Below are 23,084 nucleotides of genomic sequence, written 5' to 3'. Positions count from 1 at the left end.
CTTAATAACAGGCCCAACTGCGACCCGAACGCAGGCCTAGTACAAGGGTGACCATGCGGAGGTCCGCAACAGCCGACTGGTCCACTGGTCACGCAGGTCCAGGGCATCATGCAGCCACGTGCCGGGCGCCCGGTATTCGGGTGCGATATGGGTGCGGAGCAATTCGAGCAGCGCCTCCGGTCGGTGAATGCGCTGCATCAGGCTCACTTCGCGACGCTGGTGACTGCCCAGGGCCGGCTGAAATGCGGCCTGCATGGTCAGCATGGACTTCGGCCGTTCTAGGCTTCGCGCGTAGACCTCGCCGCAGCGGTCGATGTACTCCTCGAACTTGTCCTGGTAGGGCCACATGGTGTCTTCCATGTACAGGCTCAGTTCGTGTTCCCGTCCGTCGACCGGCACCTCGTCGAACGAAATCTCCTGCAACGGCGACCACGGCAGCGGAATCAGAAGCTTGGCCTCGACCTCGTGCCGATACTCGTCGACACGGCGAGTCCACTTGTGTAGATCACCGTTTTGAACTCGCCGCACAAGGCGCTCCCACGCGGCGCCGTTCTGGATGGCCGTGATGGTGACGACCGTATAAGCCGGGCCACTGCCCTGGGCGTGGTCGGCGTACCAGAGCAACCGCGCGTCGTTGTCTTCGGCTAGTTTGGGCATCCAGCCCTCGCGGAAGGCGGCCTCGAAGTCATCCTCGGCGCGTCCACGCACCTTGTGTACTTCGTGCATGAAGAACACGCCGAGAAACCTCCCCCACAGGGCCCACACAGAACGTTGCGCCGATGCATGCCGTATGCACTAGACGAGCATCATAACATTCCCGTTGTACACGTGTAAGACAGAAATGCTACCAAAGGTACGATTTTAGGGCATGTCAAATAACCCTGGACGGGGCAGTTGAGGTTTGATTTCCGCAATCGCGGCTTTCTAAACCTGGCGACAGGACTGACGCAGCGGGTGCTGGCGCGGTCCCGTGCTACAAGCGCTACAGAAGTCCGGCCAGCAATGCCAGCGCGCCGGCGCCCACGGTCAAAAGGCCAGCGAGAACTGTTAATGACCCGAACGCCGCTCTCCGTTCAGATTGCTTTGCATCGTCATCGACGGCGATCACGGTGAGACTGCTCGGGATACGGCGAAAGACATCCGACCACTTCACTCGGGCGGCAGCGCGCTTAACCCCGGTCCTGTCATCTGGCGTCTGACGCTCCGGCGCGACTCCGGTGGCATTGGCGTAGAGCACAAACCCGATCGCGAACACCACCACGCCCACCACGACGAGCAGCGCACCTAGAATCAGCAGCTTCATGTTGCATCCTCCCCTGCCAGTGCCCACTCTTGGTCGGGGCGTTGGCCTGGCGTTTTATCTGGATTCCCCGTTGAGTTGACCCAGAAACGACTACCAGCGTCGGCGGTGCCAATCGTTAGCGCGAGTAAACTGCTGGTCATGCGCTTTGAGGCCAACAGGTATTTGGTGCCGCGGTGTGCCACCGCAGTGCTGCTGGTTGCCGGATGGGTCGCTTCAGCCGGCGTCGCCGCCGCGGATCCCACCCCATCGCCGGCCCCCTCTCCTGCGCCCGCGCCGAAGACCACCATCGACCACGACGGCACTTTCCTGGTCGGCACCGATATCGCGCCCGGCGTCTACAGCTCGGCTGGTCCCGTCGGCAACGGCACCTGCTACTGGAAGCGACTCGCCAACCCCGATGGCGCGCTCATCGACAATGCTCTGACCAAGAAGCCGCAGGTGGTGCGTATCGAGCCCACCGACAAGGCGTTCAAGACGGACGGTTGCCAGCCCTGGCAGAGCACCCCTGACGCCGAGGTACCGAACGCACTTCCGGGGCCGGTGGCCGGTGGTCAACTGCAGATCAACCTCGGCACCCTCAACGGGTTGCTCGGCCCTAATGGAATGCAGGTACCGCAGCCCTAACGGTGGCTAGTCCCTAATTGTGGGCAGCACAGTGCACCCGATCGTCGTCATCGGCGCCGGAGTCAGCGGGCTGACGTCGGCCCTGTGTCTGGCCGAGGAGGGTTGGCCGGTACGGGTATGGACGGCCGCCTTGCCGTTGCAGACCACTTCGGTGGTGGCAGGGGCGGTTTGGCGCCCACGTGCGCTCGAACCCGTCGACAAGACATTGGCGTGGGGGTTGGAGTCACTGCGCGAATTCCGCGAGCTGGCCCGCGATCCCACCTCTGGTGTGCGCATGGCACCGGCTCTGAGCGTCTATGACCCGACCGACGACCTCCCCGAGTCCCGGGGCGACGAGCTGATCCCCGACTTGCGGCCCGCTACCATTTCCGAGCTGCCATCGGGCTTCGGTGCCGGTGCTCATGCCACGCTGCCGATGATCGACATGCCGCGGTATCTCGACTACTTGACGAGACGGCTGACCGCGTCGGGGTGCGATATCGAGATCCAACCGGTGCGCTCACTAGCGCAGGCAGTCGAGGTCGCGCCGATTGTGGTCAACTGTGCTGGGCTAGGTGCCCGGGAATTGGTGGGCGACAAGACAATTCAGCCAGCCTTCGGCCAACACATAGTCCTCGCCAATCCCGGTTTGACGCAATTGTTCGTGGAACTCACCAGCCGTCCGGCGTGGACTTGCTACTTTCCGCACCCGAGCCGGGTGGTTTGTGGGGGTATCAGTATTCCGGGGCGTTGGGACACCACTGCAATTCCCGAGGTATCCGAGCGGATCCTGCGCGACTGTTACCGGATCGAACCCCGTCTGGCCCAAGCGACGGTGATCGAAACGATCACCGGGCTGCGACCCGATCGGCCGTCGGTGCGGGTTGAGCGTGAAGACATCGGGTCGGCGCGCTGCATTCACAACTATGGGCACGGCGGCGACGGCGTGACCCTGTCATGGGGATGTGCGCGAGAGGTGGTGCGACTCGTCAGCGCTGACAGCTGAGCGTGTGGAGGCTCAGTGCCCGTGGGGGGCGACGGACAATGCGTTCTCGACCGAGGAGTACAGGGGCAGGATGCGACGCAGCCCGCACGCGGCAATCGTGCGCGCCACGATCGGCTGGCCGGCGACCAGGCGCAGACTCACCCCGCGACGGCGACAGCGGACCGCCTCCTGGGCGAGCACGGCGTAAGCACACGAACCCATGAATTCGAGTTCACGAAGGTCGATGATGAACGGGCCCGGCGCGATGGCAATGGCGGCACTTCTGCTGACCAGTCGCCGCCAGACGTTCTCATTGCTGGCATCGATGTCGCCGCCGACCTGAACAACCACCGCTGAGCCTGTGCACTCGGTGACCGCACGCAGCCCGCTGTGCGGCTCGCTGACGTGCGAACTCAGCCGCGCGCTCGCAGGACCGGGCAATGATCCAACAGCGACATTGTTCATTCTGCAGTGTCCCGTCGTCGTGTTCAGTTGGGCAATGCCGCCGGCGTCGGATGCGTAAAGTGATCGTCGTCATACCGAAAGAACTGCCTGTCTTGACGGCTGTAGCAGGCAGTCGTAGTAAGCATATGTGCAACACGCCTGACAACATAGGATGTCGCAAACGAAAATTTTTGCTGGAATCCACGAGGCATTTTTGGGCTGAGCGGCGCTACTGCGGCGCTAGGACTCCCAAAGTCCGACGACGGCGGAGAGTAGAACGGCCTAGCGTCTGGTGAGTATCGACTACACGCGGCAAGACCACATCGTCACGATCAATATCAAACGGCCAGAAACTCGCAATTCACTTAATATGCAACATTTCCGGGATCTGGCTCAGGCGTGGGTGACTAACGCACTTCGCGCTTGACGCGGCGCGTCACCAGCGACAGCAGCCAACTCACCAGCGACAACAGGATCGCGGCCCAGATCGCGGTCCACCAGAAGTGGTCGATCTCGAGGCCCCAATGGGTGGTCTTCTCGGTGATCTGCGCCGTGATCCAGAGCATGAACGCATTGACGACGACGTGGAACAGTCCGAGAGTCAGGATGTACAGCGGGATTGACAGGAACTGCACGATCGGCTTGATGATCGCGTTGACCAGACCAAAGAGCACCGCAACGACGAAGATGATCCCGACCCGCTGCAACGTCGTCTCGCCCCCGACAAAGCGGAGGCCCGACACGAACTGCGTGACTACCCATAGCGCAAACCCGGTTAATGCCGCACGCACCAAGAAACCCGTCATGCGCAGATCCTGCCACGCGCGCCGATTCAATTCAGCTTGTAGAACTGCTGTGCATTGCGGCCACCGATCTTTTCGCGCGCCTCTTCGCTGATGTCTGGCCGCGTGCGCAAATGCCTGGTGCTCTCCGGCCACTCGCCATCCCAGTGCGGGTAATCACTGGCGAACATGATGAATTCGGCCCCGAGCACGTCGATCACGCCCGGCAGGATCGGTTCCTCGGGCTCGCACGTCACGTAGATGTTGCCGTCCCGCAAGTATTCGTGCGGGTCGCGGCGCCAGCCGCGCTCAATCCAGTCGCCGCGCTTCTCGTAGTGCTCGTGCAGTCGGTCGATGAAGAACGGGACCCAGCCCGCGCCCGCTTCGAGGAAGGCCACCCGCAATTGGGGGTGGCGCTCAAAGACGCCACCGGATACCAGTGCCGTCATCGCCGTCATCTGGTCGAAGGGAAAGCTGATGCAATGCACCTGGATGTAGTTGGTGAAGCGATCGACCCCGATCTTCGGCAGGTGGATGCCGGGGGCGCCGTGGATGCCCAGCGGCATGTCGAGTTCCACCGCCGCGGAATAGAAGGGATCGAGATCGGGGTGGTCGAGGTTGCGGGTCTTGAGCGCCGGCGGGACCAGAATTGCCACGAGGCCGAGTTCCTTGGCCTCGGTCATGATGTCGATTGCCGATTGGCCATGTTCGATCGGGGTCACGCCGACGCCACGTAACCGGCCGTTCGTGGGTGCGCAGAAGTCCGCGATCCACTCGTTGTAGAGGCGTGCGAATCCCGCGGCGACCTCCGGGGTCTCGATGCTGGGTACGCACAACCCGAGGCTGGGATAGAGCACCATTGTGTCGATGTGATCGCGGTCCGCGTCGGCGAGTACCCCCTCGGCGGTAGCGCAATTGAGCCCTTGTGCCTTGGTCAAACCATGCTCGGGCGGGCAGCCGGCACCGGGACCTCGATCCTCCGGATAGCTGCGTCCTTCGATGATCAACCGGGGCCGTTGGCCGTTACTCAGTCTGACGTGATCCGGCCAGCGTTTCAGCGCTTCCATGGCGAACGTGGGGTTTTCGGCGACATGTCCATCGGCGTCGATGATGCGCATATCTTCGGAACTTACTCTTGGGGGCGCGCCGGACTCGCGATCCAGCGCTCAGTACTGCACGATGCTCACGTGACACGACAGAAGCTGACCAGCGACCAGCGCAACTCGTTCCTCGCGGCGTTCCTGGGCTGGTCGATGGACGCCTTCGACTTCTTCATCGTGGTGCTCGTCTATGCCGATATCGCAGAGACTTTCCACCGCAGCAGGACTGAGGTCGCCTTCTTGACGACGGCCACCTTGGCGATGCGACCGGTGGGTGCGTTGCTGTTCGGGCTGTGGGCCGACCGGGTGGGACGCCGACTCCCGCTGATGGTCGACGTGATGTTCTATTCGGTGGTCGGGTTCCTGTGTGCGTTCGCGCCCAACTTCACCGTGCTGGTGATCTTGCGCTTGCTGTATGGCATTGGTATGGGCGGAGAGTGGGGTTTGGGCGCCGCACTGGCCATGGAAAAAGTGCCCGTCGAGCGGCGCGGCTTTTTCTCCGGCCTGCTGCAGGAGGGCTATTCGTTCGGCTATCTGCTGGCCACCGTCGCATCGTTGGTGGTGATGGATTGGCTGGGGCTGTCGTGGCGGTGGCTGTTCGGTCTGTCCATCATTCCGGCGTTCGTGAGTCTGATCATCCGTTACCGGGTGGAGGAGTCGGAAGTCTGGGAAGCCGCGCAGGACCGAATGCGACTGACCAAGACCAGAATCCGCGACGTGTTGCGCGAGGGCGCGATCATCCGCAGGTTCATCTACCTGGTCTTGTTGATGACGGCGTTCAACTGGATGAGCCACGGCACCCAGGACGTCTACCCGACGTTCCTGAAAGCCACCACCGAGCAAGGTGCCGGGCTGTCCAGCACGACCGCGCGGTGGATCGTGGTGATTTACAACGTCGGTGCCATCATCGGCGGATTGGTATTCGGGTCGCTGTCGCAGCGATACAGCCGGCGCTACACCATCATTTTCTGCGCGTTGTTGGCACTGCCGATCGTGCCGCTGTTTGCCTTTTCACGTACCGCGGCGATGTTGTGCCTGGGCTCGTTCCTGATGCAGGTGTGCGTGCAGGGGGCTTGGGGTGTGATCCCCGCGCATCTGACCGAGATGTCGCCGGATGCGATACGTGGGTTGTATCCGGGCGTGACTTACCAACTCGGCAACTTGTTGGCGGCGTTCAATTTACCGATTCAGGAATACCTGGCCGAGACGCACGGTTACCCCTTCGCGTTGGCGGCGACGATTGTGCCCACGTTGCTCGTCGTTGCGTTCTTGACCCTTATTGGCAAAGACGCCACCGGAATTCGCTTCGGCACTGCCGAAAGTTCTTTCCTCGCAGAGAAAGTGGTGTGAGGACGGGCTATCCGCTATCGCCGGCGAGGGTGCGACGCAGCAGATGCATCGCCACCGTTGTGGAGCGCTCGCGGATGTCGGACCGGTTCCCGGGCAACCGCAGGGTGCGGGTGACGGTAGTGCCGTCACCCAACTTCACGGTGAAACAGACTGTGCCGACCGGCTTTTCCTCGGTTCCGCCGCCGGGTCCGGCGATTCCGGTGATCGCTACGGCGGTGTCGGCGCCGAAGCGCTGCAGGGCGCCGGCGGCCATGGCTTCCGCTACCGTCTCCGACACGGCACCGTGTGTCTCGATGAGGGCGGGGTCGACACCGAGTAGCTCCTGTTTCGCTTGGTTGGAGTAGCTCACCACGCCGCCCATCACGTAGTCGGATGACCCGGGGCGGTCGGTCAGCCGCGCCGCCAGCAGGCCCGCGGTGCAGGATTCCGCCGTTGCGATTTTTCGGTCGGTGAGCAGCTGGGCGACGATGTCGTCCACCTGTGCACCGTCTTCCGAGAAGACCTGATCTCCGTGCTTGTCGCGCAGCAGTTGCGTCAGTTGGGCGTAGACGTCGGCGGCGTCGGGCTCGTAGCGCGTCACCATTTCGATCTCGGCGCGCCGCAGACAGGTGGTGATTTCCAGTGCCTCAAAACCCGGTATGGAAGCCTCTGCGCCGCGCAATGTCTCGGCGAGCCCGGACTCGGGCAGCCCGAACATCCGGATGGTGTCCTGTCGGTAGACCGTTCGGCCGGCAATCGCTTCCTGGGCCGCAGGTGTTTGAATAGCCTTGTGCCACATGGGTTGTAGCTCGCGCGGTGGGCCGGGTAGCACCATGACGGCGGGCTTGCCGGGCACGACCACGCCCGGCGCGGTGCCGACCGGATCGATGACCTGCGAGCCCGCGGGGATGACGGCCTGCTTGCGGTTGGCGGCGCGGATCGACTCGAAGTTCCCCGGGTCGAAGGCTGGATTGCGTCCCATCAACTTCTTGAGGATGTTGGCGATCCTGAGCTCGAGCTCCTCATCCAGTACCAGGTCGCGCCCGCAGAAGCGGGCCACCACCTCGACGGTCATGTCGTCGGCCGTCGGCCCCAGGCCGCCGCTGGTGATGATCAGGTCCACGCCCTGGTCGGCCATGAACCGCAACTGCGCTTCGATGTCGGCGGGCCGGTCGCCGCAGATGGTGATGTGGGCCAGTTCGATGCCGAGTTCGAGGAGCCTGTCGGCGATCCAAGGGCCATTGCGGTCCTGAACTCGTCCGGTCAGGACTTCGGTTCCGGTCACCACGATGCCTGCGCGTGCGCTCACCGGCACGAGCCTAACTACTGGGGTTGGTGGGTGTGGGGTCGGGACCTGGCACCTCGCGCCGTCAGCCCGGCGGCGTCAACAACCACAGGAGTCACATGCGTACCGTGAGCGGGTTACCAGGCTATTGCGGAATTTAATAGCGCGGGCGCTAGCACGGGCGCGCTGTCACCAGGGCCACAGTGGGATGTCGAATTCGGCGATCTTGGTGCTCGGCAGGTAGATGCTGGGGATGGTCAGCGCGGGTGTGGTGAAGCCGCCCACCCCGACCGCGGGGATCGTAAACGGTGGAGTGGTGATCGCTGGGACGCCGATCTGCGGAAGGGTGAAGCTCCCCAGTTCGATCGGCGGGATGGTAAGCGATGGCGTAGTGATGGGCGGGATGCCGATCTGCGGAAGGCCGAAGCTCCCCAGTCCGATTGAGGGCATCGTGAAGGACGGCGTAGTGATGGCCGGGGTGGTGATCTGCGGGAGGGTGAACCCACCGAACCCGATCGACGGAAGGGTGAACGGCGACGACGTGGTTCCTGGGATGTTGATCTGCGGAAGGGCAAACCCGCCGAATCCGATCGGGTCGATCGTGAATGGCGGAATCGTGATCGGCGGCGTGCTGATCGCCGGAAGGGTGACGCCGCTCGCGCCGATTGGATCGATCGTGATCGGCGGCGTGGTGATCGGCGGGGTGCTGATCTGCGGAAGAGTAAAGCCGCTCAGGGCGATCGGGTCGATTGTGATCGGCGGCGTGGTGATCGCCGGCGTGGTGATCTCGGGAAGGGTAAAGCCCGCGGCGCCGATGGCGGGGATGGTGACGGCGGGAGTGGTCAAACCGGGGAGGCTGAACCCATTGACGGTGAAAGATGGGATGTTCACGCCGATGCCGGCGATGGTGCCGGGGCCGACAAGTGCGTACGCGGGAGGTCCGCCGGTGGCGGAGTCTTGTTGGTAGCCCCCGCCGATTTGGGGGTATAGGCCGATAATGGTCGTTTGGAAATTAACGAGGTTATTGGGAATACGAATGATGAGGTCCGGCGAGTAAATCTGAGGCAGCGTCACTGTGACATTGCCAATGCTTATTGGGGGTGTCGCAAACGCGCCGGTAGATATATTTCCGATCGTCAGTGACGGAATGGTCAGCTGGGGCAAGTGGAAACCACCCAGCGTGGTACCTGGGGGGATCGTCAGCGACGGAATCCCGATCGGCGGGATGGTCAGCCGCGGCAACTCAAACGAATCTAGCGTGATTCCGCCGGGGATTGTCAGCGACGCAATTTCGATCGGCGGGATGCTCAGTCGCGGCAGTTCGAATGAACCCAGGGTGGTACCGGCGGGAATGCTCAGCGACGGAATGGCGATCGGTGGAGTGCTGAGCCGCGGCAGGTCGAACGCGCCCACGGTGATGCCGGCCGGCGTGGTCGTGGCTGGAATCGATAGTGCTGGCAACGTGATCGGTGGGAGGCCGAACGCACCAACCGTGATGCCCGCCGGCGTGGTCGCCGCCGGAATCGTCAACCCCGACACCGTGATCGCGCCCAGGCCGAACTCGCCTACCGTAATGCCCGCGGGTGTCGTTGCCGCCGGAATCGTCAACCCCGGCAACGTGATCGGCCCAAGGCCGAACCCGCCCACGGTGATATCCGCGGGTGTCGTCGCGGCCGGAATCGTCAGCCCCGGCAGGGTGATTGGACCAAGGGCGAACTCAGGCACCGTGATTGCGGGGATGTGTAACGGCGGCAGCGTCAGATCCGGGGTGATGATCGCAATGTGCAGGCTGCCTTGGCTGAACACGCTGCCGGTGTTGAGGATCCCGGTGTTGCCTATTCCGACATCGAACAGACCGGTGTTGGCTTGTCCGGAGTTGGCGATGCCGAAATTTCCGGAACCGGAGTTGAAGATGCCGACGTTGTTGGTGCCGGAGTTGAACAGGCCGATGTTGCCGCTGCCGGAGTTCAGTGCGCCGAGGCCGAATTCCTCGATACCACTGGGGCCGAGAACGATGTAGGACTCGCCGAAGCCGATGCGGTTGTCGCCGGTCAGGCCGAAACCGATATTGCCATTGCCGGTATTGGCGAACCCGAGGTTGAAGTCGCCGAGGTTGGCGGCGCCGACGTTGTTGGTGCCCCAGTTGCCGAGGCCGAGGTTGCCGGTGCCGAGGTTGCCGGCGCCGATGTTGATGGCGTTGAGGCTCAGGCCGCTGGTCAGTGCTGCCGGTGAGAGGGCGATGTTGGCCAGGCCCGAGACGGCGTTGCCGAGGTTGGCGAAGCCGGAGAATTGTCCGCCGGCGTTGTTGGATCCTGAGCCGCCGAACAGGCCGGTGATGTTGGTGTTGAACCATCCGGATAGTCCGGTGCCGTAGTTGCCGAATCCGGAGTTTCCGCCGGGGCCGGAGTTGAAGAAGCCCGAGGATGGGGTGTCGCTGGTGTTGAGGTAGCCCGGTCCGCCGGGCAGGGCGAAGCCGGCGATGGTGGTGCTGGGCAAGAAGATGCTCGGTACCGCCAACGGCGGAGTGTTGAAGGTGCCCAATCCAATTGGGGGCACCGTGAATTCCGGTGTGGTGATCGCCGGGATGCCGATCTGGGGCAGGGTGAACGCACCCAATCCGACCGAGGGGATGGTGAATGCCGGGGTGGTGATCTCCGGGATGCCGATCTGCGGCAACGTGAACGCACCCAACCCGATCGAAGGGATGGTCAACGCTGAAGTGGTGATCTCGGGGTAACTGATCTGGGGCAGCGTGAACCCACCCACCTCAATCGAGGGGATGGTCAGCGGCGGCGTCGTGATTGCGGGGACGCTGACTTGCGGCAGGCTGAACCCGGCCGCGCCGATCGGGTCGATGGGGATTGATGGTGTCGTGATCGGCGGGGTGGTGATCTGGGGCAGGCTGAACCCGGCCAGCTCGATCGGGTCAATGGTGATTGACGGTGTTGTGATCGGCGGGGTGGTGATCTGGGGCAGGCTGAACCCGGCCAACCCGATCGGGTCGATGGTGATCGGCGGCGTCGTGATCGCCGGCGTGGTGATCTGGGGCAGTGCAAACCCGGCGACGCCGATGGAGGGAAGGGTGATGGCGGGGGTGGTGAGCCCCGGGAGGCTGAACCCACCAATCGTGAAGGGCGCGATACTGACACCGAGGCCACTAATCGTCATCGGACGCAATTGGATGAAGGCGTCGGGACCGCCAGAGTTCGGCGCACCGTGATCGCCGGCTGGGGCGGTGCTACTGATGACTCCCCCACCGATTTGCGGGTAGTGCGGCACACCTGTTTGCAAATTCGGAATGTTGTTCGGGAGGAATGCAACAAATGGTGCGTAAATTTGGGGCGTAGTTATAGTCAGGCTGGGAATATTTATGGCGGGCGTGGTAAAGGCACCGGTGGTGATATTCCCGATTGTCAGTGACGGGATGGTGATTTGGGGCAGGTTGAAGGCGCCGATGGTGGTGCCGGCGGGGATGGTGATCGGTGGGATGGCGATCGGTGGGATGGTCAGCCGGGGCAGGTCGAATGACCCCAGGGTGATGCCGGCCGGAATCGTCAGGGACGGGATTTCGATCGACGGAATCGTCAACCGCGGCAGGTCAAACGCGCCCAGGTTGATCCCGGCGGGGATGGTCAGCGACGGAATCTGCAGCGACGGAATCGTCAACCGCGGCAAGTCGAACGCACCCAAGGTGATGCCGGCCGGTGTGGTGGACGCCGGAATCGACAAGGACGGCAACGTGATTGGCGGCAATCCGAACGCACCAACCGTGACGCCGGCTGGTGTGGTTCCGGCTGGGATGGTCAGTGCTGGCAGGGTGAGTGGTGGTAAGCCGAATTCGTTGATGGTGATGCCGGCGGGGGTGGTGGTGGCGGGGATGGTCAGTGGGGGCAGTGTCAGTGCTGGTAGGGCGAAGCCGTCGATGGTGATGCCGGCGGGGGTGGTGGTGGCTGGGATGGTCAGGGAGGGCAGGGTCAGGGTGGGCAGGGTGAACCCGGGCACTGTGATGGAGGGGATTTCCAGCGGTGGCAGGGTGAGATCTGGTGTGGTGAGGGCGAAGTGCAGGTTGCCTTGGCCTACGCCGCTGTGCAGGATGCCGTTGTTGAGGTCGCCGGTGTTGAACAGGCCGTTGTTCATGTCGCCGGCGTTGAACAGTCCGGTGTTGATGTTGCCGGTGTTGAAGTAGCCGGTGTTGGTGTTGCCGCTGTTGAAGCTGCCGGTGTTGGACGAGCCGGGGTTGAAGCTGCCCATGTTGAAGTTGCCGGTGTTGAGGATTCCGGTGTTGGCGGTGCCGACGTCGAAGGCGCCGGTGTTGAGGGATCCGGCGTTGAACAGGCCGGTGTTGGCTTGTCCGGAGTTGGCGATGCCGAAGTTTCCCGTTCCGGAGTTGAAAAAGCCGACGTTGTTGGTGCCGGAGTTGAACAGGCCGATGTTGCCGCTGCCGGAGTTCAGTGCGCCGAGGCCGTATTCCTCGACGCCGTTGGGGCCCAGAACGATGTAGGTTTCGCCGAAGCCGATGCGGTTGTCGCCGGTGAGGCCGAAGCCGATGTTGGCGTTGCCGGTGTTGGCCAGTCCCAGGTTGTGGTTTCCGGCGTTGCCCAGGCCGAGGTTGAAGTCGCCGAGGTTGGCGGCGCCGATGTTGTTGGTGCCCCAGTTGCCGAGGCCGAGGTTGCCGGTGCCGAGGTTGCCGGCGCCGATGTTGATGGCGTTGAGGCTTAGGCCGCTGGTCAGTGCTGCCGGTGAGAGGGCGATGTTGGCCAGGCCCGAGACGGCGTTGCCGAGGTTGGCGAAGCCGGAGAATTGTCCGCCGGCGTTGTTGGATCCTGAGCCGCCGAACAGGCCGGTGATGTTGGTGTTGAACCATCCGGATAGTCCGGTGCCGTAGTTGCCGAATCCGGAGTTTCCGCCGGGGCCGGAGTTGAAGAAGCCCGAGGATGGGGTGTCGCTGGTGTTGAGGTAGCCCGGTCCGCCGGGCAGGGCGAAGCCGGCGATGGTGGTGCTGGGCAAGAAGATGCTCGGTACCGCCAACGGCGGAGTGTTGAAGGTGCCCAATCCAATTGGGGGCACCGTGAATTCCGGTGTGGTGATCGCCGGGATGCCGATCTGGGGCAGGGTGAACGCGCCCAATCCGACCGAGGGGATGGTGAATGCCGGGGTGGTGATCTCCGGGATGCCGATCTGCGGCAACGTGAACGCACCCAACCCGATCGAAGGGATGGTCAACGCTGAAGTGGTGATCTCGGGGTAACTGATCTGGGGAAGCGTGAACCCGGCCGCCCCGATCGGGTCGATGGTGATCGGCGGCGTCGTGATCGCCGGGGTGGCGATAGGCGGCAGGCTAAACCCGGCCAGCGCGATCGGGTCGATGGTGATTGATGGTGTGGTGATCGGCGGGGTGGTGATCTGGGGCAGGCTGAACCCGGCCAGCTCGATCGGGTCGATGGTGATCGGCGGCGTTGTGATCGGCGGGGTGGTGATCTGGGGCAGCGCGAAACTAGCCGCACCAATCGGATCGATCGTGATCGGCGGCGTCGTAATCGCAGCAAGGCTGAGTTCCGGCAACGCAAAACCGGGCACCGCGATCGACGGAATGGTAATCGCAGGAGTAGTCAACGCCGGAAGGCTAAACCCACCGACCGGGAATGGTGGGACATAGAAGCCCAGTCCACTGATGGTCAGCGGGCCAAAGTCGAGGTAGGCGGGAGGACCGCCGGCGCCAGGTGTGTTCTTCCCAGGGTCGCCGTTAATGACTCCACCGCCGATTTGTGGCCATACGCCGGCGGCCTGCGATTGCAGTAAGGAGAAGTTATTGGGCAGGAACGCAACAAATTCCGCATGAATCTTGGGCAGCGATACGGTCAGGTTCCCCGGGCCTATTGCGGGTGTTGTGAAGGTGCCGGTGGTGATATTCCCGATTGTCAGTGAGGGGATGGTGATTTGGGGCAGGTTGAAGGCGCCGATGGTGGTGCCGGCGGGGATGGTGATCGGTGGGATGGCGATCGGTGGGATGGTCAGCCGGGGCAGGTCGAATGACCCCAGGGTGATGCCGGCCGGAATCGTCAGGGACGGGATTTCGATCGACGGAATCGTCAACCGCGGCAGGTCAAACGCGCCCAGGTTGATCCCGGCGGGGATGGTCAGCGACGGAATCTGCAGCGACGGAATCGTCAACCGCGGCAAGTCGAACGCACCCAGGTTGATCCCGGCCGGAATAGTCAGCGGCGGAATTTCAATCGACGGAATGCTCAACCGGGGCAAATCAAAGGCACCGAGACCGAGGCCGGCTGGTGTGGTTCCGGCTGGGATGGTCAGTGCTGGCAGGGTGAGTGGTGGTAAGCCGAATTCGTTGATGGTGATGCCGGCGGGGGTGGTGGTGGCGGGGATGGTCAGTGGGGGCAGTGTCAGTGCTGGTAGGGCGAAGCCGTCGATGGTGATGCCGGCGGGGGTGGTGGTGGCTGGGATGGTCAGGGAGGGCAGGGTCAGGGTGGGCAGGGTGAACCCGGGCACTGTGATGGAGGGGATTTCCAGCGGTGGCAGGGTGAGATCTGGTGTGGTGAGGGCGAAGTGCAGGTTGCCTTGGCCTACGCCGCTGTGCAGGATGCCGTTGTTGAGGTCGCCGGTGTTGAACAGGCCGTTGTTCATGTCGCCGGCGTTGAACAGTCCGGTGTTGATGTTGCCGGTGTTGAAGTAGCCGGTGTTGGTGTTGCCGCTGTTGAAGCTGCCGGTGTTGGACGAGCCGGGGTTGAAGCTGCCCATGTTGAAGTTGCCGGTGTTGAGGATTCCGGTGTTGGCGGTGCCGACGTCGAAGGCGCCGGTGTTGAGGGATCCGGCGTTGAACAGGCCGGTGTTGGCTTGTCCGGAGTTGGCGATGCCGAAGTTTCCCGTTCCGGAGTTGAAGATGCCGACGTTGTTGGTGCCGGAGTTGAACAGGCCGATGTTGCCGCTGCCGGAGTTCAGTGCGCCGAGGCCGTATTCCTCGATGCCGTTGGGGCCCAAAACGATGTAGGTTTCGCCGAAGCCGATGCGGTTGTCGCCGGTGAGGCCGAAGCCGATGTTGGCGTTGCCGGTGTTGGCCAGTCCCAGGTTGTGGTTTCCGGCGTTGCCCAGGCCGAGGTTGAAGTCGCCGAGGTTGGCGGCGCCGATGTTGTTGGTGCCCCAGTTGCCGAGGCCGAGGTTGCCGGTGCCGAGGTTGCCGGCGCCGATGTTGATGGCGTTGAGGCTTAGGCCGCTGGTCAGTGCTGCCGGTGAGAGGGCGATGTTGGCCAGGCCCGAGACGGCGTTGCCGAGGTTGGCGAAGCCGGAGAATTGTCCGCCGGCGTTGTTGGATCCTGAGCCGCCGAACAGGCCGGTGATGTTGGTGTTGAACCATCCGGATAGTCCGGTGCCGTAGTTGCCGAATCCGGAGTTTCCGCCGGGGCCGGAGTTGAAGAAGCCCGAGGATGGGGTGTCGCTGGTGTTGAGGTAGCCCGGTCCGCCGGGCAGGGCGAAGCCGGCGATGGTGGTGCTGGGCAAGAAGATGCTCGGTACCGCCAACGGCGGAGTGTTGAAGGTGCCCAATCCAATTGGGGGCACCGTGAATTCCGGTGTGGTGATCGCCGGGATGCCGATCTGGGGCAGGGTGAACGCGCCCAATCCGACCGAGGGGATGGTGAATGCCGGGGTGGTGATCTCCGGGATGCCGATCTGCGGCAACGTGAACGCACCCAACCCGATCGAAGGGATGGTCAACGCTGAAGTGGTGATCTCGGGGTAACTGATCTGGGGAAGCGTGAACCCGGCCGCCCCGATCGGGTCGATGGTGATCGGCGGCGTCGTGATCGCCGGGGTGGCGATAGGCGGCAGGCTAAACCCGGCCAGCGCGATCGGGTCGATGGTGATTGATGGTGTGGTGATCGGCGGGGTGGTGATCTGGGGCAGGCTGAACCCGGCCAGCTCGATCGGGTCGATGGTGATCGGCGGCGTTGTGATCGGCGGGGTGGTGATCTGGGGCAGCGCGAAACTAGCCGCACCAATCGGATCGATCGTGATCGGCGGCGTCGTAATCGCAGCAAGGCTGAGTTCCGGCAACGCAAAACCGGGCACCGCGATCGACGGAATGGTAATCGCAGGAGTAGTCAACGCCGGAAGACCAAACCCACCAATCGGCATCGATGGGAGGTCCAAGCCGATACCACTAATGGTCAGCGGGCCCAATTGGAGGTAGGCGGGAGGACCGCCGGCCGGACGCCCCTGATTTGTTTGTGGATTGACGACCCCCCCTCCAATTTGGGGGTATACACCAGCATTGCCTGTTGATGCGAAAGTCACGTTCGAGGGAAGAAATGCTACGAATTCTACCTTTATGCTGGGTAGAGTTATGCTCAAATCCCCGGTATTAATGTGGGGAGTTGTAAACGAACCGGTGGTGATATTCCCGATTGTCAGTGACGGGATGGTGATTTGGGGCAGGTTGAAGGCGCCGATGGTGGTGCCGGCGGGGATGGTGATCGGTGGGATGGCGATCGGTGGGATGGTCAGCCGGGGCAGGTCGAATGACCCCAGGGTGATGCCGGCCGGAATCGTCAGGGACGGGATTTCGATCGACGGAATCGTCAACCGCGGCAGGTCAAACGCGCCCAGGTTGATCCCGGCGGGGATGGTCAGCGACGGAATCTGCAGCGACGGAATCGTCAACCGCGGCAAGTCGAACGCACCCAGGTTGATCCCGGCCGGAATAGTCAGCGGCGGAATTTCAATCGACGGAATGCTCAACCGGGGCAAATCAAAGGCACCGAGACCGAGGCCGGCTGGTGTGGTTCCGGCTGGGATGGTCAGTGCTGGCAGGGTGAGTGGTGGTAAGCCGAATTCGTTGATGGTGATGCCGGCGGGTGTGGTGGTGGCGGGGATGGTCAGTGGGGGCAGTGTCAGTGCTGGTAGGGCGAAGCCGTCGATGGTGATGCCGGCGGGGGTGGTGGTGGCTGGGATGGTCAGGGAGGGCAGGGTCAGGGTGGGCAGGGTGAACCCGGGCACTGTGATGGAGGGGATTTCCAGCGGTGGCAGGGTGAGATCTGGTGTGGTGAGGGCGAAGTGCAGGTTGCCTTGGCCTACGCCGTTGTGCAGGATGCCGTTGTTGAGGTCGCCGGTGTTGAACAGGCCGTTGTTCATGTCGCCGGCGTTGAACAGTCCGGTGTTGATGTTGCCGGTGTTGAAGTAGCCGGTGTTGGTGTTGCCGCTGTTGAAGCTGCCGGTGTTGGACGAGCCGGGGTTGAAGCTGCCCATGTTGAAGTTGCCGGTGTTGAGGATTCCGGTGTTGGCGGTGCCGACGTCGAAGGCGCCGGTGTTGAGGGATCCGGCGTTGAACAGGCCGGTGTTGGCTTGTCCGGAGTTGGCGATGCCGAAGTTTCCCGTTCCGGAGTTGAAGATGCCGACGTTGTTGGTGCCGGAGTTGAACAGGCCGATGTTGCCGCTGCCGGAGTTCAGTGCGCCGAGGCCGTATTCCTCGACGCCGTTGGGGCCCAGAACGATGTAGGTTTCGCCGAAGCCGATGCGGTTGTCGCCGGTGAGGCCGAAGCCGATGTTGGCGTTGCCGGTGTTGGCCAGTCCCAGGTTGTGGTTTCCGGCGTTGCCCAGGCCGAGGTTGAAGTCGCCGAGGTTGGCGGCGCCGATGTTGTTGGTGCCCCAGTTGCCGAGGCCGAGGTTGCCGGTGCCGAGGTTGCCGGCGCCGATGTTGATGGCGTTGAGGCTCAGGCCGCTGGTCAGTGCTGCCGGTGAGAGGGCGATGTTGGCCAGGCCCGAGACGGCGTTGCCGAGGTTGGCGAAGCCGGAGAATTGTCCGCCGGCGTTGTTGGATCCTGAGCCGCCGAACAGGCCGGTGATGTTGGTGTTGAACCATCCGGATAGTCCGGTGCCGTAGTTGCCGAATCCGGAGTTTCCGCCGGGGCCGGAGTTGAAGAAGCCCGAGGATGGGGTGTCGCTGGTGTTGAGGTAGCCCGGTCCGCCGGGCAGGGCGAAGCCGGCGATGGTGGTGCTGGGCAAGAAGATGCTCGGTACCGCCAACGGCGGAGTGTTGAAGGTGCCCAATCCAATTGGGGGCACCGTGAATTCCGGTGTGGTGATCGCCGGGATGCCGATCTGGGGCAGGGTGAACGCACCCAATCCGACCGAGGGGATGGTGAATGCCGGGGTGGTGATCTCCGGGATGCCGATCTGCGGCAACGTGAACGCACCCAACCCGACCGTCGGAAGGGCGAACGCCGGAACGGTGATAGCGGGCGTCCTAATTTCCGGAAGCGCAAAAGCATCCAATCCGATGGGGTCGATGGTGATCGGCGGCGTCGTGATCGCCGGGGTGGCGATAGGCGGCAGGCTGAACCCGGCCAGCGCGATCGGGTCGATGGTGATGGATGGCGTGGTGATCGGCGGGGTGGTGATCTGGGGCAGGCTGAACCCGGCCGCACTGATCGGGTCGATCGTGATCGGAGGCGTCGTGATCGGCGGGGTGGTGATCTGCGGCAGCGCGAAACTAACCGCGCCAATCGGATCGATCGTGATCGGTGGCGTCGTAATCGCAGGAATGTCGAGTTGTGGCAAGACAAAACCGGGCACCGCGATCGACGGAATGGTAATCGCAGGAGTAGTCAACGCCGGAAGACCAAACCCACCAATCGGCATCGATGGGAGGTCCAAGCCGATACCACTAATGGTCAGCGGGCCCAATTGGAGGTAGGCGGGAGGACCGCCGGCCGGACGCCCCTGATTTGTTTGTGGATTGACGACCCCCCCTCCAATTTGGGGGTATACACCAGCATTGCCTGTTGATGCGAAAGTCACGTTCGAGGGAAGAAATGCTACGAATTCTACCTTTATGCTGGGTAGAGTTATGCTCAAATCCCCGGTATTAATGTGGGGAGTTGTAAACGAACCGGTGGTGATATTCCCGATTGTCAGTGACGGGATGGTGATTTGGGGCAGGTTGAAGGCGCCGATGGTGGTGCCGGCGGGGATGGTGATTGGTGGGATGGCGATGGGTGGGATGGTTAGCCGGGGCAGGTCGAACGACCCCAGGGTGATGCCGGCCGGAATCGTCAGGGACGGAATTTCGATCGACGGAATCGTCAACCGCGGCAGGTCGAACGCGCCCAGGTTGATCCCGGCGGGGATGGTCAGCGACGGAATCTGCAGCGACGGAATCGTCAACCGCGGCAGATCGAACGCACCCAGGTTGATCCCGGCCGGAATAGTCAGCGGCGGAATTTCAATCGACGGAATGCCCAACCGCGGCAAATCGAAGGCGCCCAGGTTGATACCGGCGGGGATCGTGAGTGACGGAATTGACAACGACGGCGTGGTAATGGGACCCAGGCCGAACCCGCTTACCGCGATGTCGGCGGGTGTGGTGGTGGCGGGGATGGTCAGTGGGGGCAGTGTCAGTGCTGGTAGGGCGAAGCCGTCGATGGTGATGCCGGCGGGGGTGGTGGTGGCTGGGATGGTCAGGGAGGGCAGGGTCAGGGTGGGCAGGGTGAACCCGGGCACTGTGATGGAGGGGATTTCCAGCGGTGGCAGGGTGAGATCTGGTGTGGTGAGGGCGAAGTGCAGGTTGCCTTGGCCTACGCCGTTGTGCAGGATGCCGTTGTTGAGGTCGCCGGTGTTGAACAGGCCGTTGTTCATGTCGCCGGCGTTGAACAGTCCGGTGTTGATGTTGCCGGTGTTGAAGTAGCCGGTGTTGGTGTTGCCGCTGTTGAAGCTGCCGGTGTTGGACGAGCCGGGGTTGAAGCTGCCCATGTTGAAGTTGCCGGTGTTGAGGATTCCGGTGTTGGCGGTGCCGACGTCGAAGGCGCCGGTGTTGAGGGATCCGGCGTTGAACAGGCCGGTGTTGGCTTGTCCGGAGTTGGCGATGCCGAAGTTTCCCGTTCCGGAGTTGAAGATGCCGACGTTGTTGGTGCCGGAGTTGAACAGGCCGATGTTGCCGCTGCCGGAGTTCAGTGCGCCGAGGCCGTATTCCTCGATGCCGTTGGGGCCCAGAACGATGTAGGTTTCGCCGAAGCCGATGCGGTTGCTGCCGGTGAGGCCGAAGCCGATGTTGGCGTTGCCGGTGTTGGCCAGTCCCAGGTTGTGGTTTCCGGCGTTGCCCAGGCCGAGGTTGAAGTCGCCGAGGTTGGCGGCGCCGATGTTGTTGGTGCCCCAGTTGCCCCAGCCGACGTTGGCGTTACCTAGATTGCCGCCACCGAAGTTCATCGACCCCACATTCGCGTTGCCGATGTTGCCGCCACCCAAATTGGCCAGTCCCAGGCTTAGCTGGCTCAACGAGGCGGGTGACAATGCGGTGCTGACCAGGCCCGATACCGCAGTGCCCAGGCTGACAACAGCGGGAGGCGGACCGCCGGTGGTTGGCGCGTCCGGCCCCGGAATGTTCGAGTTGTACCAACCCGACAGGCCAGTCCCGTAGTTCGCGAACCCGGAATTGCCCCCGCCTCCGGCATTGAAGAATCCGGAGGACGGCGCGCCGCTGGTATTGAAGAAGCCTGGACCCCCGGGCAAGGCAAAGCCGGCGATTGTAGTGCTCGGCAGGAAGATGCTCGGTACCACCAACGGCGGAGTATTGAAGGTGCCCAATCCAATTGGGGGCACCGTGAATTCCGGTGTGGTGATCGCCGGAATGCCGATCTGCGGCAGGGTGAACGCACCCAAACCGATTCCAGGGATGGTGAGTGGCGGCGTTGTAATTGCCGGAATGCCGATCTGCGGCAGGGTAAACCCACCCAGTCCGATCGACGAGATCGCCAACGGTGGTGTGGTGATCGCCGGCGTCACAATCTCGGGCAGGCTGAACCCACCCAACCCGATCGGACCGACTGTGATCGGCGGCGTCGTAATCGGCGGGATGGTGATCTGCGGAAGGACGAAGCCGTTGGCACCGATCGCGTCGATGGTGATCGGCGGTGTTGTGATCGGCGGGGTGGTGATCTGCGGGAGGCTGAACCCGCCCAATGCGATTGGGTCGATGGTGATGGGAGGCGTGGTGACCGCAGGTGTCGTGATCTGCGGCAACGCGAACCCGGCCGCACCAATCGGGTCGATGGCGATCGGCGGTGTCGTGATAGCCGGCGTGCTGATTTGGGGCAAGTCGAAGCCCGCGACCTGAATCGGAGGAACGGTGATGGTGGGCGTCGTCAAGGCGGGAAGGCCGAACCCCGAGATCGTCAGCGGGGGGACGTTCAGACCTATACCGCTGATGGTGGCGGGCCCGATGATCAGGTACGCGGGAGGCCCGCCGGAGTTCGGACCGCTGCCCGGGGTGGTAACCCCGCCACCGAACTGAGGCCAGACTCCCGGTATGCCGGTCGTCAACCAAAATGCACTGTTGGGGATGAACAACACCAACGGTATGGGCGCCGACGCCGGCAGTGTTACCGAGATATTGGAGAGGTTTAGTGGTGGAGTAGTAAATGAGCCGGTAGAAATGCTGGGGATATGTATGGGCGGAATGGTAATTTGCGGCAGGCTGAACGCGCCTAGTTTTATCCCGGCGGGTATCGTAAGCGACGGAATGCTGAACGCCGGAATGCTCAGTCGGGGTAGGTCGAATGAATTTAGCGCGATACCAGCGGGAATCGTCAGTGAAGGAATATCGATCGACGGAATCGTCAATCGTGGCAGCTCAAAGGCGCCCAGGTTGACACCCGCGGGAATTGTCAGCGATGGAATGGTGATCGGCGGGATACTCAACCGAGGCAAATCGAACGCGCCCACGCTGATGCCCGCGGGCGACATGAGTGCCGGTGTCGACATCGACGGCAACGTGATAGGCGGCAGATCGAATGCGCCAATATTGATGCCGGAAGGGATCGTAAGCGGCGGAATGGTGAACGACGGCACCGTAATCGCCGGCAGATCGAATCCGCTGACCGTGATGCCAGCGGGTGTGGTCGCACCGGGGATGGTTAACGAGGGCAACGTGATTGGCGGCAGGCTGAATCCGCTGACCGTGATGCCAGCGGGTGTGGTCGCAGCGGGAATTGTCAACGAGGGCAGCGTGATCGGGGGCAGGCTGAACCCGGGTACCTCGATCGGCGGGATGTGTAGGGGCGGCAGCGTGAGATCCGGCGTGGTGACCGCAAAGTGCAGGTTGCCTTGGCCCACTCCCCCGTAGAACAACCCATTGTTCAGACTGCCGGTGTTGAACAATCCATTGTTCATGTCACCGAAGTTGAAAGCGCCGGTGTTGATATTGCCGGCGTTAAACCAGCCAGTGTTGGTGTTGCCGGAGTTGAAGCCGCCGGTGTTGAACCAGCCCGGGTTGAGGTTGCCGACGTTGAAGCTTCCGGCGTTGAACAAGCCGGTGTTACCCAGACCCGAGTTCCCGATGCCGAAGTTTCCGGATCCGGAGTTGAAGAACCCGACGTTGTTGGTGCCCGAGTTGAACAGGCCGATATTGCCCTGGCCGGAGTTCAGCCCGCCCAAACCGAATTGGCCGATACCCGAACCGTTGAGGACGAGATAGGCGTCGCCGAAACCGATTCGATTGGTGCCGGTGAGTCCGATGCCGATGTTGCCACTGCCGGTGTTACCCAACCCCACGTTGTTGGCACCCGCATTCCCGATGCCGACATTGAAGTCGCCCAGGTTGGCCAAACCGACGTTACCGCTACCTAAATTGCCGACACCCAGGTTGATGGCGCCTGGGCTGGGGACAGCTGCGTTCGCGGGGCTCGCGCTACCCGCTAGGGCCGCCAGATGCTGTAACGGCTGGGTAAACGGTGTCAATGCCGAAACAATCTGCGACATCCCGCCGTGATAGCCGAACATCGCCGCCACGTCCTGCGCCCACATCAGCTCATACGCGGCCTCGGTGGCCGCGATCGCATGGACGTTCTGCCCGAACAGGTTTGAGATGACCAGCGATTGCAGCTGACCGCGGTTTGCCGCAATAATTGCCGGATTCACCGTCGCGGCGAGCGTCGCCTCGAAGACTGCCGCTGCCATCCGAGCCTGGCCGGCCGCCAGTTCGGCCTGAGCACCCGCTGTACCCAGCCACCCCGCGTATTCGACCGCTGCCGCGGTCATTGCCGCCGCGGCCGGGCCCTGCCACGAACTGCCAGCCAGTCCAGAGGTTACTGACCCGAAAGACGTTGCTGCAGAGGCTAATTCGGTGGCCAGCGCGTCCCAGGCCGCCGCGGCCGCGAGCATTGGCGCCGACCCCGCACCGGAGAGAATCCGGAGCGAGTTGATCTCGGGTGGTAGTACCAGGAAATTCATCTGGCGATAGCCCTAGCCT

Annotated in this window: 10 protein-coding genes; 3 read left to right on the top strand and 7 right to left on the bottom strand. The window is 62.9% G+C overall.

From position 1 onward, the window contains the following. Positions 1 to 36: 36 nt before the first annotated feature. A complete protein-coding gene (locus G6N68_RS13845; protein ID WP_240355745.1) occupies positions 37 to 726 on the bottom strand; it encodes a hypothetical protein in 690 nt (229 codons plus the stop codon). A gap of 256 nt (positions 727 to 982) precedes the next feature. Then, complete coding sequence (locus G6N68_RS13840; RefSeq protein ID WP_163713044.1) at positions 983 to 1,303, bottom strand: hypothetical protein; 321 nt, start codon at positions 1,301 to 1,303, stop codon at positions 983 to 985. A gap of 138 nt (positions 1,304 to 1,441) precedes the next feature. Between G6N68_RS13840 and G6N68_RS13835 the strand changes: the two genes are divergently transcribed. Both G6N68_RS13835 and G6N68_RS13830 read left to right on the top strand, forming a co-directional pair. After that, complete coding sequence (locus G6N68_RS13835; protein ID WP_163713042.1) at positions 1,442 to 1,927, top strand: Rv1352/Rv1906c domain-containing protein; 486 nt, start codon at positions 1,442 to 1,444, stop codon at positions 1,925 to 1,927. A 19-nt stretch (positions 1,928 to 1,946) separates the two neighbouring features. Next, positions 1,947 to 2,912: an FAD-dependent oxidoreductase gene (locus tag G6N68_RS13830; RefSeq protein WP_163713038.1), complete on the top strand. Its 966-nt coding sequence runs from the start codon at positions 1,947 to 1,949 to the stop codon at positions 2,910 to 2,912. A 12-nt stretch (positions 2,913 to 2,924) separates the two neighbouring features. On the opposite strand, the gene G6N68_RS13825 is transcribed toward G6N68_RS13830, so the two are convergent. The 3 genes from G6N68_RS13825 to G6N68_RS13815 all read right to left on the bottom strand — a co-directional run bounded on the left by G6N68_RS13825 (position 2,925) and on the right by G6N68_RS13815 (position 5,235). Further along, positions 2,925 to 3,356, bottom strand: a complete 432-nt coding sequence (locus G6N68_RS13825) for an anti-sigma factor antagonist (protein WP_163713035.1) — start codon at positions 3,354 to 3,356, stop codon at positions 2,925 to 2,927. Between the two features lie 386 nt (positions 3,357 to 3,742). After that, positions 3,743 to 4,141 carry a phage holin family protein gene (locus G6N68_RS13820; RefSeq protein WP_163713031.1) on the bottom strand — a complete coding sequence of 133 codons (399 nt, stop codon included), beginning with the start codon at positions 4,139 to 4,141 and terminating at the stop codon, positions 3,743 to 3,745. A gap of 26 nt (positions 4,142 to 4,167) precedes the next feature. Further along, positions 4,168 to 5,235, bottom strand: a complete 1,068-nt coding sequence (locus G6N68_RS13815) for an amidohydrolase family protein (RefSeq protein ID WP_163713028.1) — start codon at positions 5,233 to 5,235, stop codon at positions 4,168 to 4,170. A gap of 135 nt (positions 5,236 to 5,370) precedes the next feature. On the opposite strand from G6N68_RS13815, the gene G6N68_RS13810 reads away from it, so the two are divergent. Next, positions 5,371 to 6,567 (top strand): MFS transporter, encoded by a 1,197-nt coding sequence (locus G6N68_RS13810; protein ID WP_371871697.1) that lies wholly within the window; start codon positions 5,371 to 5,373, stop codon positions 6,565 to 6,567. 7 nt (positions 6,568 to 6,574) lie between these two features. On the opposite strand, the gene G6N68_RS13805 is transcribed toward G6N68_RS13810, so the two are convergent. Both G6N68_RS13805 and G6N68_RS30815 read right to left on the bottom strand, forming a co-directional pair. Next, a complete protein-coding gene (locus G6N68_RS13805) occupies positions 6,575 to 7,855 on the bottom strand; it encodes a competence/damage-inducible protein A (RefSeq protein WP_460688071.1) in 1,281 nt (426 codons plus the stop codon). 165 nt (positions 7,856 to 8,020) lie between these two features. Further along, the gene (locus G6N68_RS30815) at positions 8,021 to 23,065 is read right to left on the bottom strand and encodes a PPE domain-containing protein (RefSeq protein ID WP_240355461.1); all 15,045 of its coding nucleotides are present in this window, start codon (positions 23,063 to 23,065) and stop codon (positions 8,021 to 8,023) included. Positions 23,066 to 23,084 lie beyond the last annotated feature (19 nt).

It is taken from the genome of Mycobacterium bourgelatii, from assembly GCF_010723575.1.
In the GTDB taxonomy this organism is placed as follows: domain Bacteria; phylum Actinomycetota; class Actinomycetes; order Mycobacteriales; family Mycobacteriaceae; genus Mycobacterium; species Mycobacterium bourgelatii.
This window is presented reverse-complemented; position numbering and strand designations above follow the sequence as displayed.